Consider the following 15494-nt stretch of genomic DNA (forward strand, 5'->3'; position numbering starts at 1 on the left):
GAAGCCACCAAGAGCGGTAGGGTTCCGGAAGGTCACCGAAGGAGTTCACGTCCCGTGTCACGAGCCATCTCGAAAGTCCTCATCGCCAACCGTGGGGAGATCGCCGTTCGCGTCATCCGCGCAGCCCGGGACGAGGGCCTCGCCTCGGTCGCCGTGTACGCGGACCCGGACCGGGACGCCCTGCACGTCCGCCTCGCCGACGAGGCGTACGCCCTCGGCGGGACGACGGCGGCGGAGTCCTACCTCGTGATCACCAAGCTGCTCGACGTCGCCCGCCAGTCCGGCGCCGACGCCGTCCACCCCGGGTACGGCTTCCTCTCCGAGAACGCCGAGTTCGCCCAGGCCGTCATCGACGCGGGCCTGACCTGGATCGGCCCGCCACCGGCCGCGATCGCGGCGCTCGGCGACAAGGTCTCCGCCCGGCACATCGCCGAGAAGGTCGGCGCCCCGCTCGTCCCCGGCACCGCGGACCCGGTCGGCTCCGCCGACGAGGTGGTCGCCTTCGCCGACGAGTTCGGGCTGCCGGTGGCCATCAAGGCCGCCCACGGCGGCGGCGGCCGCGGCATCAAGGTCGCCCGCACCCGCGAGGAGATCCCCGAGCTGTACGAGTCGGCCGTCCGGGAGGCCACCGCGGCGTTCGGCCGCGGCGAGTGCTTCATCGAGCGGTTCCTCGACGCGCCCCGGCACGTGGAGACCCAGTGCCTCGCGGACGCGCACGGCGACGTCGTCGTCGTCTCCACCCGCGACTGCTCGCTGCAGCGGCGCAACCAGAAGCTGGTCGAGGAGGCACCGGCCCCGTACCTGAGCGAGGAGCAGGTCTCCCGCCTGTACGCGGCGTCGAAGGCCATCCTCAAGGAGACCGGCTACGAGGGCGCCGGCACCTGCGAGTTCCTCGTCGGGCAGGACGGCACCATCTCCTTCCTCGAGGTCAACACCCGCCTGCAGGTCGAACACCCGGTCTCCGAGGAGGTCACGGGGCTGGACCTGGTGCGCGAGCAGTTCCGCATCGCCCGCGGCGAGGCCCTCGGCTACGGCGACCCCGAGATCCGCGGCCACTCCTTCGAGTTCCGGCTCAACGGTGAGGACCCGGGCCGGAACTTCATGCCCGCCCCCGGGACCCTGACCACCCTGACCTTCCCCTCCGGACCCGGCGTGCGCGTCGACTCCGGCGTCGAGGCCGGCGAGACCGTCAGCGGCAACTTCGACTCCATGTTCGCCAAGCTCATCGTCACCGGCGCCACCCGCGAGCAGGCGCTCGAGCGGTCCCGCCGCGCCCTGGCCGAGCTCGTCGTCGAGGGCATGCCGACCGTGGCCCCGTTCGACCGGGCCGTCGTCGTCGACCCCGCGTTCGCCCCGACCGACGGCCAGCCGTTCCGCATCCACACCCGCTGGATCGAGACCGAGTTCGTCAACACCATCCCCCCGCACGGCCCGGCCGGCGCCGACGCGGGCGAGGACGAGCGGCAGCGGGTCACCGTCGAGGTCGGCGGCAAGCGGCTCGAGGTCGTCCTGCCCTCCTTCATCACCTCGACGGTCAAGTCCGCGTCGACCGCCGTCCGTGCGTCCCGCAAGCCGCGTACCAGCCGCTCGGCGGCCACCCCGGCCGCGAACGGCGACGCCCTGACCTCGCCCATGCAGGGCACGATCGTCAAGGTCGCGGTCGCCGACGGCGATGCCGTGAGCGAGGGTGACCTGATCGTCGTGCTCGAGGCGATGAAGATGGAGCAGCCCCTGACCGCCCACAAGTCCGGCACGGTCACCGGCCTGTCGACGACGCCGGGCACCACCGTCTCGGCCGGCGCGGTGATCGCGACCATCGCCGACTGACGCCGTCAGCGACTGACACCGATTCTGCGGGTACCGCGCGAGCGAGTCCGCACGAGGGCCGGCCCGGACCACCGGGCCGGCCCTCGTCGTCGGCGCAGTGTTCGCGACGCGGGAGACGGCGGCAACCGACGTCCAGATGACGGACACTGTTGTCCGCGATGTGGTCGCGGGCGTAGATTTCCTGCGTCTCACTCGCACAAGGAGCACCCGTGTCCACTTCACATCCGGGTCCCGCGGACGCCGCCGCCACCGACGACGCCGCGCCCCTCACCGTCCCCCGCCGCCGCATCATCGTCGCGAGCCTGGTCGGTACCTCGATCGAGTTCTACGACTTCTACGTCTACGCGACCGCGGCGATCTCCGTCTTCCCGCTGCTCTTCTTCCCGAAGGGCAACGACGGCGCCGCCGTCCTCGCGTCCCTGGCGACCTTCGGCGTCGCCTTCGTGGCCCGCCCGATCGGGTCCGTCCTGTTCGGCCACTTCGGCGACCGCATCGGCCGCAAGGCCACCCTGCTCGGGTCCCTGCTGACCATGGGCATCGCGACGTTCCTCATCGGCCTGCTGCCCTCGTACCAGCAGATCGGCGTGTTCGCCCCCGCGCTGCTCGCCATCATGCGCTTCGCCCAGGGCCTCGGGCTCGGCGGCGAGTGGTCCGGCGCGGCCCTGCTCGCCACCGAGACCGCCGCCAGGGGCAGGCGCGCGTGGGCGGCGATGTGGCCGCAGCTCGGCGCCCCGATCGGCTTCTTCGTGGCCAACGGCCTGTTCCTCGTCCTGACCGTCGTCTTCGGGCACGACTCGACCAAGCCGCTGTTCGACGGCCCGTTCCTCACCTGGGGCTGGCGCCTGCCGTTCCTGATCTCGATCATCATCGTGGCCATCGGCCTCTACGTGCGGATCCGGCTCGAGGAGACCCCGGTCTTCGCCCGCGCCGTCGCCCGCGGCGAGAAGGTCAAGGCGCCCATCGGCGAGGTCTTCCGGCGCAACTGGGTGCAGGTCGTCCAGGGCACGTTCATCATGCTCGCCACCTACGGCGTGTTCTACCTGATGACGACGTGGATCCTCTCCTACGCCATCGGTCCGGTCGCGCAGGGCAAGCTCGGCATCGGCTACCGCGACTTCCTCGTCCTGCAGCTGATCGCGATCCTGTTCTTCGCCGCGTGCGTGCCCCTGTCGGGCTGGCTCGCCGACCGGTTCGGCCGACGCTCCACCCTGCTGGTGATCACGGGCCTCATCATCGTCTTCGGCTTCACCTTCACCCTGTTCCTCAACCGGAACGTGATGGGGACCGGGACCGGCGCCAACATGGGCCTGATGCTGCTGTTCCTGTGCATCGGCATGGCGCTCATGGGTCTGACCTTCGGCCCGATGTCGGCCGTGCTGCCCGAGCTGTTCCCGACCAACACCCGCTACACCGGTTCCGGTGTCGCGTACAACGTCTCGTCGATCCTCGGTGCGGCGATCACCCCGTTCGTCGCGGACGCGCTCGTGCAGAGCGTCGGCGTCGGCTGGGTCGGCGTCTACCTGGCCTTCATGGGTGCCCTGACGTTCATCGCCCTGTGGTTCACCCGGGAGACCCGCAACCGGAACCTCGACACCCTCGAGGACGAGGCGGCGACCATCGCGGTGGAGACCACCTCCCCGTAGGGGTCAGTCCCTCACACGATGAACGCCAGCTCGCGGACTCTGGCTGCATCGGCCCTCGACACGAGGACGAATGCAGCAGAAGTCCGCGAGCTGGCGTCGTCTGTGGGGTGTGCCCGGAGTGTTACTGGTGGACGTGCAGGCGGCGGGCCGCCTCGGCGATCGAGCCGGACAGCGAGGGGTAGACGGTGAACGTCGAGGCGATGTCGTCCACGTTCAGCTTCTGGCTCACGGCGATGGCGAGCGGGTAGATCAGCTCCGAGGCGCGCGGCCCGACGACGACGCCGCCGATCACCGTGCCGGAGCCCTGGCGGGCGAAGACCTTCACGAAGCCGTCCTTGACGTGCATCATCTTCGCGCGCGCGTTCGAGTTCAGGGAGAGGGTGAAGACGTCGGCCTGGTACCGGCCCGACTCGACGTCCGCTTCCGTTACCCCGACCGTCGCGATCTCCGGGGACGTGAAGATGTTGGACGAGACCTGCTTGATCCGCAGCGGCTTGACCGCGTCGCCGAGCAGGTGCGCGACGGCGATCCGGCCCTGCATCGCGGCGACCGAGGCGAGCGGCATGACGCCGGTGCAGTCCCCCGCCGCGTAGACGTTGAAGGCCGTCGTACGGGACACCCCGTCGACGACGACGTGGCCGGACTCGGAGACCGCCACGCCGGCGTCGTCGAGCCCGAGGTCCTGCGTGTTCGGCACGGCACCCACGGCCAGCAGGCAGTGCGAGCCGTCCACCGTGGAGCCGTCCTCGAGGGTGACCGTGACGCCGTTCTCGGTGCGGGCGACGGCCTTCGCACGCGAGCGCGGAAGCAGGTTCAGCCCGCGCTTCTGCAGCACGTCCTCCAGCACGGCCGCGGCGTCGGGGTCCTCGCCCGGCAGCACGCGGTCGCGGGAGGAGACGAGCGTGACCTCGGCCCCGAGTCCGACGTACGCCGACGCGAACTCGGCACCCGTGACACCGGAACCGATGACGATGAGGTGTTCCGGCAGCAGATCGAGGTTGTAGACCTGCTTCCAGTTGAGGATCCGCTCCCCGTCCGGCGTCGCCGAGGGCAGCTCGCGGGGGCTCGCGCCGACGGCCAGCAGCACGGCGTCGACGTCGATCAGCTCGGTGCCCGCGTCGGTCGTCGCCTCGATGGTGTGGTCCGGCAGCAGCCGGCCGCGGCCGCAGATGATCCGCACGCCCTTGCGCACGAGCGTCGCGTGGATGTCCGCGGACTGGTCCTTCGCCAGCTTGAGCAGGCGCTGGTTCACGCCGGCGAGGTCGGCCCACATCGCGGGGGCCGGCGTCGTCGTGTCCAGTCCCGGGGTGTCGCCCGTGGCGCCGCCCGCGGAGGCGAACTTGATGCCCAGGGCGTCCGCGTCGGCGGCGGCGGTCATGGCGTCCGCGGTGGCGATCAGCGTCTTGGAGGGGACGACGTCGGTGAGCACCGCGCTGCCGCCCACGTCCTGCGACTCCACGATCGTCACCTCGGCCCCCAGCGAGGAGGCGACCATGGCGGCTTCGTAGCCGCCGGGGCCGCCGCCGATGATCCCGAGACGCAACGACGAATAGTCCAGCTGATTCTTCACGGCGACCATTCTCGTCCATCCGCTTCGTCAGGGGCAAAGCCCGGGTTTCGCCACGCCGGGCGGACGTGCGCGGACGCGCCCGGGCGTGAGCAACCTCATTCCCGGCAGCCGGTAGGGTCGGACGGGTGAGCACCCCCACCGACGATCCCTTCGCCCTCGCCGCGTCCGCCGCCGCCGTCATCGCCGACCGCACCGGCGTCGAGCAGCACGACATCGGCCTCGTCCTCGGGTCGGGATGGGGCGGCGCAGCCGAGCTGATCGGGGAGACCGTCGCCGAGCTGGACGCCACCGACGTGCCCGGGTTCGCCCGACCGGCCGTCGCCGGCCACGTCGGCACGCTGCGGTCGCTGCGTACCGAGACCGGCCGCCGCGTCCTGGTCCTCGGCGCCCGCACGCACTACTACGAGGGTCGCGGCGTCCGGGCCGTCGCCCACGGCGTGCGCACCGCCGCCGCGACCGGTGCCACGACCATGATCCTGACCAACGGGTGCGGCGGCCTGCGTCCCGAGGTGGGCCCCGGTTCCCCCGTCCTGATCGCCGACCACCTCAATCTCACCGGGGCGTCCCCGCTCGAGGGGGCGACGTTCGTCGACCTGACGGACCTCTACTCCCCGCGCATCCGCGCGATCGCCCGCGAGGTGGACCCGGAGCTGACCGAGGGCGTGTACGCCCAGTTCCCCGGCCCGCACTACGAGACGCCGGCCGAGGTGCAGATGGCGCGCCGGCTCGGCGCCGACCTGGTCGGCATGTCCACCGCGCTGGAGGCCATCGCTGCCCGCCACGCCGGCCTGGAGGTGTTCGGCATCTCGCTGGTCACCAACCTCGGGGCGGGCATCAGCGAGACGCCGCTCAGCCACGCCGAGGTGCTGCAGGCCGGGCAGGACGCCGGGCCGCGCATCAGCGCGCTGCTCGCCGGCATCGTCCGTCGGCTCTGACCGGCCGCACCGCACTCCCTCCACCACCTCTCCCCCGCACCGCCCACCCGAGGAACCCGCATGAGCCAGCAGCGGACGTCGTCGTCCCCGCCCTCCTCCCCCGCGACCACCGGACCCGGCTCGGCAGAAGCGCCGGATGCCACGGACTCGACGCTCGAGGCACGCGCGCGCGCGTGGGCGGCCGCGGACCCCGACCCGCACACGCGCACGGCCCTGCTCACCGACCTCGACGCGGCGACGACCGGGGACGAGGCCGCGCGGGAGCGCCTCGCCGACGAGTTCGCCGGCCCGCTGACCTTCGGTACCGCCGGCCTGCGTGCGGCTCTCGGACCCGGCCCGAACCGGATGAACCGGCTCGTCGTGCGGCAGGCGGCCACCGGGCTCGCCCGGTACCTGCTCGACGTCGCCGGCGGGGCCTGGACACCCCGCGCGGTGATCGGTTTCGACGCCCGGCACGGCTCGGCGGACTTCGCCGCCGACACCGCCGCCGTCTTCACCGCGGCCGGCATCGACGCGCTGCTCATGCCCGCGGCCCTGCCGACCCCCGTACTCGCATGGGCCGTGCGCCGGCTCGACGCGGACGCCGGCGTCATGGTCACGGCGAGCCACAACCCGCCGCAGGACAACGGCTACAAGGTCTATCTCGGCGGCCGGGCCGTCGACGACGACGGCCGCGGCGCGCAGATCGTCAGCCCCGTCGACGCCGCGATCGCCGAGCGGATCCGCGCCGTCGACCCGACCGACCCCGCCGCCATGCCGCTCGCCGAGGACGGCTGGACGGTGCTCGACGCGTCGATCGCGGACGAGTACCGCGCCGACGTCACCGCCCTCGCCCGGCCCGACGTGTACGAGGCGCGGAACCTCGGCATCGTGCTGACCCCGATGCACGGCGTGGGCGGCGCGACGATACGCCGGGTGCTGGCCGACGCCGGCTTCGCCGACGTGCACGTGGTGGCCGAGCAGGCCGAGCCGGACCCGGACTTCCCCACCGTCGCCTTCCCGAACCCCGAGGAGCCCGGGGCCCTCGACCTGGCCCTCGCCGCCGCCCGCGAGCGGGAGGCCGACCTCGTCATCGCCAACGACCCCGACGCGGACCGGGTGGCCCTGGCCGTCGCGCACGACGGCCACTGGCGCGTCCTGACCGGGGACGAGACCGGAGCGCTGCTCGGCGCGCACGTGCTGGACCGCGAGCGCCGTGCCGCCGCCGACGACGACGCCGCCGCCGGCCCGAGCGGCAGTGGCCCGGCCCGCCTCGTGTTCGCCAACTCGATCGTCTCGTCCCGGCTGCTCTCACGGATCGCCGCGGGCGCGGGTGTGGAGCACCGGGTCACCCTGACCGGCTTCAAGTGGATCACCCGAACCCCCGGGCTGACCTTCGGCTACGAGGAGGCGCTCGGCTACTGCGTCGACCCCGCCGCCGTGCGGGACAAGGACGGCATCAGCGCCGGGCTGCTCGCCGCGGAGCTGGCCGCTGACGCGAAGGCCGAGGGCCGCACCCTCGTCGACGTGCTGGAGGACCTGTTCCTGCTGCACGGCGTCCACCGCACCCGGCAGCTCTCCGTGCGCGTCTCGGACCTCGGGCTGCTCGACGCCATGATGCACCGGCTGCGGGAGACGGGCCCGACGGTGTTCGACGGCTCGGCCGTCGTCGTCGCCGTCGACCTGGCCGCGGGAGAGGCGGTGCCCGGCCTGCCGGCGCTGCCCCCGACCGAGGGGCTCTACTGGGTCACCGAGGCGGGCAACCGCGTCATCGTGCGCCCCTCCGGCACCGAACCGAAGCTCAAGTGCTACCTCGAGGTCGTGGTCCCGGCCGCGTCCCGCGCCGAGCTGCCGGCCGCCGTCGAGGCCGCGGACGCGTCCCTCGACGCGATCGCCGCCGACCTGCGCGACCTGCTCGACCTCTCGCCCCGCGAGGACTGACCCGCGGGACCGAACGGACGGCGAACCGCCCAGCCGAACCGCCCAGCCGCTCGCACCAGCCGCATGCACTGACGGCACGACCGGCGCGGGCTCACCGGTGTGCGAGCATGGATCCGATCCCCGACGAAAGGCCCGCCATGCCCTCGAACAGCGTCGACGCGGCGTCCCTGACCGCCTCCGAGCTCGCCGGCTACATCGACCACACCCTCTTGAAGCCGAACGCCTCGCGGCAGGACATCCTCACGCTGTGCGAGGAGGCCATCGACCACGGCTTCCGGTCGGTGTGCGTCAACCCGCTGTGGGTCTCGACCGCCCGGCAGGCGCTGCGCGGCACCGACGTGCTCACCTGCTCGGTCGCGGCGTTCCCGTTCGGGTCGACCCCGACGGACGCGAAGGTCTACGAGGCGCGCGGCGCGTGCCTGGACGGCGCCGACGAGGTGGACATGGTCATCACCATTCCCGCGGTGATCGCGATGGACCGCAACGCCGTCGTCGTCGACATCGCCGCGGTCGCCGAGGCGGTGCACGTCAGCCAGGCCACGCTCAAGGTGATCCTCGAGACGTCGATGCTGACCGACGAGCAGAAGGAGTTCGCCTGCCGCTGCGCGGTCGACGCCGGCGCGGACTTCGTCAAGACCTCCACCGGCTTCGGCGGCGGTGGCGCCACCGTCGAGGACATCGCGCTGATGCGCCGCGTCGTGGGCGAGCAGCTCGGCGTCAAGGCCTCCGGCGGCGTCCGCACCCGCGAGGACGCGCTCGCCATGATCAGCGCCGGCGCCTCCCGGATCGGGGCGAGCTCCGGCATCGCCATCGTCACCGGCGGCACCGGCAGCGGGTACTGACGCGGCCGGTCCTGCCGCACGGCGTGGGTACCATGAGAGCAGTCACCGATCGCGAACCACCGGAGGAATGATGAGCACAGCAGCGACAGGTCGGGCGCCCCGCGACGACTGGGAGGACCGGCGCGAGCCGATGGAGACCGAGCATCGTCAGCACTCCGGCGAGGGTCGCTTCGTCAGCAACCTGGTGACGTTCATCGTGCTGTTCGTCGTCTTCCTGGTGGGCATCTACCTGATGAGCTTCGTCGACCACAGCAACCCGGCCACCTGGTGGGCGATGCCGGCCGCGATCATCATCGCGTCCCTCGCCTACTTCGTCGGTTTCTCCCGGCCCACCCGCAAGGAGCACGCCGGCCGCTGAGCGCGCCCAGCGCGCCGCAGCACAGCAGTACGACGCAGCAGGACCCCGGCCACGTGGCCGGGGTTCTTCTGCGTTCTCAGGCGCCACCCTCTCGTGAGACAGCGGGTTCCGCCCGAAAGCGGTGCTCTCAGAGCATGCCTTTCGGGAAGAACCGGCTGACTCGGCGCGGATGGGCAACAGGGCCGACGCTCAGCCGGCGACGACCGGCTCCTTCGCGAAGACGGCCTCGACCACGCCGCGCGCCCACGTCAGGATGGCCTCGTCGGTCAGGTCGACGCCGCTGATCGGTGCGGACTTCGGCTTCGGGATGAGCACGGCGTTCAGCGCCGGCTTGACCAGCGCCCCCGGGTACATGCGGGTCAGGCGCATCTGCCGTGACTCGGGCAGGTCCGCGATCGGCCCGAAGCGGACCATCGCGCCCTGCGCGATCACCTCGGTCAGCCCCGCCGCACGGGCCGCGATCCGGAACCGGGCGACGGCGAGCAGGTTCTCCACCTCGGCCGGCGGCTCCCCGTAACGGTCGGTCAGCTCGGTGCGGACCTCGTCGATCGACTCCTCCGAGTACGCGGCGGCGAGCTTGCGGTACGCCTCCAGGCGCAGCCGCTCGCCGGGCACGTAGTCCTCGGGCAGGTGGGCGTTGACCGGCAGCTCGATCTTCATCTCCGCCGGCGTCTCGTCCTTCTCGCCCCGGAAGTCGGCGACGGCCTCCCCCACCAGGCGCAGGTACAGGTCGAACCCGACGCCGGCGATGTGGCCGGACTGCTCCCCGCCGAGCAGGTTGCCCGCCCCGCGGATCTCGAGGTCCTTCATCGCCAGCTGCATGCCGGCGCCGAGCTCGTTGTGCTGCGCGACGGCCTTGAGTCGTTCCAGCGCGACCTCGCCGAGCGGCTTCTCCGACGGGAACAGGAAGTACGCGTACGCCCGCTCCCGGCCACGGCCCACGCGCCCGCGCAGCTGGTGCAGCTGCGAGAGCCCGTAGGAGTCGGCCCGGTCGATGATCAGGGTGTTGGCGTTGGCGATGTCGAGGCCCGTCTCGATGATCGTCGTGCAGATCAGCACGTCGAAGCGCCGCTCCCAGAAGTCGACGATGATCTGCTCGAGCCGGGACTCGCTCATCTGCCCGTGGGCGACGGCGATGCGCGCCTCGGGGACCAGCTGCTGCAGGTGCGCGGCGGTCCGCTCGATCGAGGAGACCCGGTTGTGCACGAAGAACACCTGGCCCTCGCGCATCAGCTCACGCCGGATCGCGGCGGTGACCTGCTTGTCCGTGTAGGGGCCGACGTAGGTCAGCACGGGGTGGCGCTCCTCCGGCGGGGTCGCCAGGGTCGACATCTCCCGGATGCCGGTGACCGCCATCTCGAGCGTGCGCGGGATCGGCGTCGCGCTCATGGCGAGCACATCGACGTTGGTGCGCATCTTCTTGAGCTGTTCCTTGTGCTCGACGCCGAACCGCTGCTCCTCGTCGACGATCACCAGGCCGAGGTCCTTGAACCGGACCTGGTCCGAGAGCAGCCGGTGCGTGCCGATGACGACGTCGACGCTGCCGTCCCCCAGACCCGCGACCGTCTCCTTCGACTCCTTGGCCGTCTGGAACCGGGACAGGGCGCGGATCCGCACGGGGAAGCCGGAGAACCGCTCCGAGAACGTCTCGAAGTGCTGCTGGACGAGCAGCGTGGTGGGCACCAGGACGGCCACCTGCTTGCCGTCCTGCACGGCCTTGAACGCCGCCCGCACGGCGATCTCGGTCTTGCCGTAGCCGACGTCGCCGGAGACGAGCCGGTCCATCGGCACCTCGCGCTCCATGTCGGCCTTGACCTCGTTGATCGTGGTCAGCTGGTCCGGCGTCTCGACGTACGGGAACGCCTCCTCCAGCTCGCGCTGCCACGGCGTGTCCGGACCGAAGGCGTGCCCGCGGGAGGCCATCCGGGCCGAATAGAGGCGGATCAGCTCGCCGGCGATCTCCTTGACCGCCTTCCGCGCCTGGTTCTTGGTGCGTGTCCAGTCGCTGCCGCCCATCTTTGACAGCGCCGGGGCGTCGCCGCCGACGTAGCGGGTCACCTGGTCGAGCTGGTCGGTGGGCACGAACAGGCGGTCGCCGGGGGCGCCGCGCTTGGCCGGTGCGTACTCGATGACGAGGTACTCGCGGGTGGTGCGGGACTTGCCGGCGCCCGTGGTGCGCTGGATCAGCTCGACGAACCGGCCGATGCCGTGCTGTTCGTGCACGACGAGGTCCCCGGCGGTCAGGCTGAGCGGGTCGACGGCGTTGCGCCGGCGCCGGGCGGGCATCTTGCGCATCTCGCGGGTGCCGTAGGCGCTGGCCCGGCCGAGCAGGTCGGTCTCGGTGAGCAGGCCCAGCTTCAGCGGTTCGACGACGAAGCCGCCGTCGGCCGCGCCGGTCGTGATGTGGACGATGCCGGGCTCGGGGACGGCGGGGATGTCGTCGACCCGCGCGGCGGGGATGTCGGCGTCGTGCAGCAGCTCCGCGATGCGCTGCGCCGGCCCGGGCCCGGGGGTGGTGACGACGATCCGCCAGTCGTCGCGGACCCGGCCGCCGAGGAAGGCGAGCATCTGCTCGACGTCGCCCTGGAAGCGGATCGGCTCCCGCGCATCGACCCGCAGGGTGTCCACGTCGGGGAGCAGGTCGTCCGGCTGGACGAACGAGGACATCGCCCACCACCGCACCCCGGCGGCGAGGGCCGTCGTCCGGGTGTCCGCCAGGGAGGCGAACCCGCCGGCCTGCAGCCCGCGCCCGGCGTCGCTGAGCTGCAGCGGGGCCTCCCCGCCGTCGGACGCCGTGGCCCAGGCCGCGGCGAGGAACTCGGCGTCGGTGTTCTCGAGGTCGTGGGCGCGCGTGCGCACCTTCTCCGGCTCGATCAGCACGAGCACGGACCCACCGGGCAGGTGTTCGACGACGGGCACCATCCCGTCGGCCAGCACGGGGGCGAGCGACTCCATGCCCTCGACGGCGATGCCGGCGGCGATCTTCTCGAGCATGGCGACGGCGCCCGGCATCGCGGGCATCAGGGCGGCGGCCCGCTGCGCGACGGCCGGAGTGATGAGCAGTTCTCGGCAGGGCGGCGCGTAGAGGCTGCGCAGCTCATCCCCGGGCAGGGACCGCTGGTCCGCCACGGAGAAGTACCGCATGTTCTCCACCTCGTCGCCGAAGAACTCGATCCGCACGGGGTGGTCGGCGGTGGGCGCGAACACGTCGAGGATGCCGCCGCGGACGGCGAACTCGCCCCGCCGGGTGACCATGTCGACCCGCGCGTAGGCGGCCGCGGACAGCGCGGCGACGAGGCCGGAGAACTCGTGGTCCTCACCGACGGCCACGGTCACCGGTTCAAGGTCCTCCAGGCCGGCGACGACGGGCTGCACGACGGCGCGGACGGGTGCGACGACGACGCGCAACGGCGCGGTGGCCTCGCTCGACGCCGGGCCGGCCGGCTTCTCGGGGTGCACCAGCCGGCGGAGCACGTGCAACCGGGTGCCCACCGTGTCCGAGCGCGGGGACAGCCGCTCGTGCGGCAGGGTCTCCCACGCGGGGAACACCTCGACGGACCCCGCCGGCAGGTAGCAGCTGAGCGCGTCGACGAGGTCGTTGGCCTCGCGGTCCGTCGCCGTGACGGCGAGCGCAACGGGGGCGCGGCCCGCGTCGGTGTCACCGGGCCGCGGTCCGTCCCCGGCGTCGGCCATGCCGGTGACCAGCTCGGCCAGCAGGGCGGCGCGCAGGCCGGCGGGGGCGCTGATCTCCAGCGACTCGGGCGCGTCGGCGCCCGCGCGGGACAGGCGGGCGAGCCGGGCGACCCCGGACTCGTCCGCCAGGGCGGTGCGCAGACCGGTCAGGCTCATGGGAAGGACTCCTCGGGACACGGCGTGAGGGACACGGCGTCGCAGGCGTACGGCGTCGGTCGAGGACAGTGCGCTCGTGGCATCGACCTCTCAATGCGACCGATTCAGGGTCGGGACACAGGACGGGCAGCACGAACGCCCGAGGTCCAGCACGGACCCCGGGTACGTCTCCAGCCTACCAACGCGCCCCCGTCGGAAGTGGGGCGCCGGCGCTCTGTCCGCTGCGGGTGGAATCGGCGCCGGACGGGCGGCGCCTAGGATGGGAGACCGAGCCGGGCGCCCTGCCCGCGCGTTCCCACCCCCACCGCTTCGAAGAGGACCGCCGCATGAGCCTGACCGCGACCGCCACCATCGACGCCCCGGTCGAGACCGTCATCCGCGCCTTCGCCGACCGCGGCTTCGCGCAGTATGCCGGCGACGCCGCGGGCGGTTCGCTCGAGGACTTCCGGGTGGACGGTGACCCGGCGGGCGCCTTCACCGTCATGATCAGCCGGGCCGTCGACGACGCGCGCATCCCGGACATGGCGAAGGCCTTCATCGGCGGGCGCCTGCTGCTGACCCAGGAGGAGCACTGGTCCGCGCCCGCCGGGGAAGGCGGCCGCACCTCGGACGTGGTGATCTCGTTCGGCAGCGTGCCGCTCAAGGTCACCGGGACCGAGCAGCTGACCCCGACCCGCGACGGGTGCACGCTCACGGTCACCGGTGACGTGACGTCCGGTATCCCCTTCCTCGGGGGACGGATCGCGCAGATGGCGGAGCCGGTGATCGGCAAGGCCGTGCAGCACCAGGCCGACGCGGTCGCGCGATGGATCAAGGAGCACTGACGGTGTCCCTGCCCACCCCGCTGGCCGTCCTGCTCATCATCGCGGGCCTGTGGTCACTCGTGGCCTGGGGAATCCTCGCCGCCCGCACCCTGCGCACCGCCCGCCACACCCCGACCACGACACCCGGCTCGACGACGGGATCGACGGCTGGGTCGACGACGGAGGCAAGTCCGGCTGCCGCGCAGCGCACCGACGACGCCGCCCACACGACAGCAGCCCCGACATCGACCCCGGCGACCACCGCGCCGGCGCTGCCGCTGCTCGTCGTCGCCGTCTCCATCACCCTGGCCCTGGCCACCCTGGTGATCGGTTTCCGCGCGCTCGGCTGAAAACGGCTGCGACATGAAGACGGCCCCGGCCACCGCGCGCAGCGGTGACCGGGGCCGTCGTCGTCCCGGGGCGGAGGTCGGCCCCGGAGCCTGTATCAGGAGGCGCTCGCGCCGGAGCCGGTGGTCACCGGTTCCTGCTGGGGCGTCCCGCTGGTCGCGGCGGCCGGAGCCGGGGCCGTGCCCCCGCGCCGGAAGGCGAACAGCCGGCCGAGGCCGCCACCGCCCCCGCTGCGGTTCTTGTTGAAGATGTCGAAGGCGACGGCGACCAGCAGGACGAGGCCCTTGATCAGCTGCTGGTAGTCGGTGCCCAGGCCCAGGATCGACATGCCGTTGTTGAGCACGCCCATGATGAGGCCACCGATCATCGCGCCGGCCACCGTGCCGATGCCGCCCGTCACCGCCGCGCCGCCGATGAAGGCCGCCGCGATGGCGTCGAGCTCGAACCCGTTGCCGCCGGCCGGCTGCGCCGAGTTCAGGCGGGCGGTGAAGATGAGGCCGGCCAGCGCCGCCAGCACGCCCATGTTGACGAACAGGAGGAACGTGACGCGCTTGGTCTTGACGCCGGAGAGCTCGGCCGCGTGCAGGTTGCCGCCGACCGTGTAGATGTGGCGGCCGAAGACGCTGTTGCCCATCACCGCGCTGTAGCCGACGATCAGCACGCCGAGCACGATGAGGACGATCGGCGTGCCCCGGTAGCTGGCCAGCAGGAACGTCATGAACAGCATGAGCAGGGCGCTGAAGCCGATCTTCACGGCGAACCAGGAGGTCGGCTCGCTCTCGAGGTTGAAGCGGATCCGGATGCGGCGCTGGCGCAGTTCCCGCGTCACGAACGCGGCGGTGGCGCCGACGCCGAGGATCACCGTGAGCCACTCGAGCACCGAGTTGCCGCCGGACAGGTCCGGCAGGAAGCCGCCGCCGAGGGCCCGCAGCTCCTCCGGGAACGGGGTGATCTGCTGGTTGCGCAGGGTGATGAGGGTCAGGCCGCGGAAGACGAGCATGCCCGCGAGGGTGACGATGAACGCGGGGATGCCGACGTAGGCGATCCAGTAGCCCTGCCACGCCCCGACGAGGGCGCCGACGACGAGGCACGCGACGATGCCGGCCCACCACGGCCAGCCCCACTGGACGATCAGGACGCCGGCCACGGCGCCGATGAAGCCGGCGACCGACCCGACCGACAGGTCGATGTGCCCCGCGATGATGACCATCACCATGCCGATCGCCAGGATCAGGATGTAGCTGTTCTGGACCACGAGGTTGGTGACGTTCTGCGGTTCGAGCAGGATGCCGTCGGTCAGCCCCTGGAAGAGCAGGACGATCAGGATCAGCGCGATGAAGATGCCGATCTGACGGAGGCGGCTGGCCAGGAAGCCGAGGGAGTCTCGGAGGGCGGACAT

The 15494-nt window shown here is 72.2% G+C and carries 11 protein-coding genes; 8 read left to right on the forward strand and 3 right to left on the reverse strand.

The window, feature by feature from the left end:
- Nucleotides 1-54 precede the first annotated feature (54 nt).
- Complete coding sequence (locus tag V6N00_RS11100) at nt 55-1827, forward strand: acetyl/propionyl/methylcrotonyl-CoA carboxylase subunit alpha (protein WP_334232371.1); 1773 nt, start codon at nt 55-57, stop codon at nt 1825-1827.
- Nucleotides 1828-2036: 209 nt separating this feature from the next.
- Nucleotides 2037-3470 carry an MFS transporter gene (locus V6N00_RS11105; RefSeq protein ID WP_416385075.1) on the forward strand — a complete coding sequence of 478 codons (1434 nt, stop codon included), beginning with the start codon at nt 2037-2039 and terminating at the stop codon, nt 3468-3470.
- 121 nt (nt 3471-3591) lie between these two features.
- On the opposite strand, the gene V6N00_RS11110 is transcribed toward V6N00_RS11105, so the two are convergent.
- The gene (locus V6N00_RS11110) at nt 3592-5049 is read right to left on the reverse strand and encodes an NAD(P)H-quinone dehydrogenase (protein ID WP_416385076.1); all 1458 of its coding nucleotides are present in this window, start codon (nt 5047-5049) and stop codon (nt 3592-3594) included.
- Nucleotides 5050-5165: 116 nt separating this feature from the next.
- On the opposite strand from V6N00_RS11110, the gene V6N00_RS11115 reads away from it, so the two are divergent.
- The 4 genes from V6N00_RS11115 to V6N00_RS11130 all read left to right on the forward strand — a co-directional run bounded on the left by V6N00_RS11115 (nt 5166) and on the right by V6N00_RS11130 (nt 9095).
- The gene (locus tag V6N00_RS11115; protein ID WP_334232374.1) at nt 5166-5975 is read left to right on the forward strand and encodes a purine-nucleoside phosphorylase; all 810 of its coding nucleotides are present in this window, start codon (nt 5166-5168) and stop codon (nt 5973-5975) included.
- Between the two features lie 60 nt (nt 5976-6035).
- Nucleotides 6036-7895, forward strand: a complete 1860-nt coding sequence (locus V6N00_RS11120) for a phospho-sugar mutase (RefSeq protein WP_334232376.1) — start codon at nt 6036-6038, stop codon at nt 7893-7895.
- A gap of 137 nt (nt 7896-8032) precedes the next feature.
- Complete coding sequence (deoC, locus tag V6N00_RS11125) at nt 8033-8737, forward strand: deoxyribose-phosphate aldolase (RefSeq protein ID WP_334232377.1); 705 nt, start codon at nt 8033-8035, stop codon at nt 8735-8737.
- Between the two features lie 70 nt (nt 8738-8807).
- Nucleotides 8808-9095: a hypothetical protein gene (locus tag V6N00_RS11130; RefSeq protein WP_334232379.1), complete on the forward strand. Its 288-nt coding sequence runs from the start codon at nt 8808-8810 to the stop codon at nt 9093-9095.
- Between the two features lie 189 nt (nt 9096-9284).
- On the opposite strand, the gene mfd is transcribed toward V6N00_RS11130, so the two are convergent.
- Nucleotides 9285-12944 (reverse strand): transcription-repair coupling factor, encoded by a 3660-nt coding sequence (mfd, locus tag V6N00_RS11135; RefSeq protein WP_334232380.1) that lies wholly within the window; start codon nt 12942-12944, stop codon nt 9285-9287.
- 326 nt (nt 12945-13270) lie between these two features.
- On the opposite strand from mfd, the gene V6N00_RS11140 reads away from it, so the two are divergent.
- Nucleotides 13271-13768: a DUF2505 domain-containing protein gene (locus V6N00_RS11140; protein ID WP_334232382.1), complete on the forward strand. Its 498-nt coding sequence runs from the start codon at nt 13271-13273 to the stop codon at nt 13766-13768.
- Nucleotides 13769-13770: 2 nt separating this feature from the next.
- Nucleotides 13771-14097, forward strand: a complete 327-nt coding sequence (locus tag V6N00_RS11145; protein WP_334232383.1) for a hypothetical protein — start codon at nt 13771-13773, stop codon at nt 14095-14097.
- Nucleotides 14098-14192: 95 nt separating this feature from the next.
- Here the strand turns inward: V6N00_RS11145 and mmsB are convergent, their stop codons facing one another.
- A complete protein-coding gene (mmsB, locus tag V6N00_RS11150; RefSeq protein ID WP_334232384.1) occupies nt 14193-15494 on the reverse strand; it encodes a multiple monosaccharide ABC transporter permease in 1302 nt (433 codons plus the stop codon).

The organism is Tersicoccus mangrovi (assembly GCF_036881825.1).
In the GTDB taxonomy this organism is placed as follows: domain Bacteria; phylum Actinomycetota; class Actinomycetes; order Actinomycetales; family Micrococcaceae; genus Tersicoccus; species Tersicoccus mangrovi.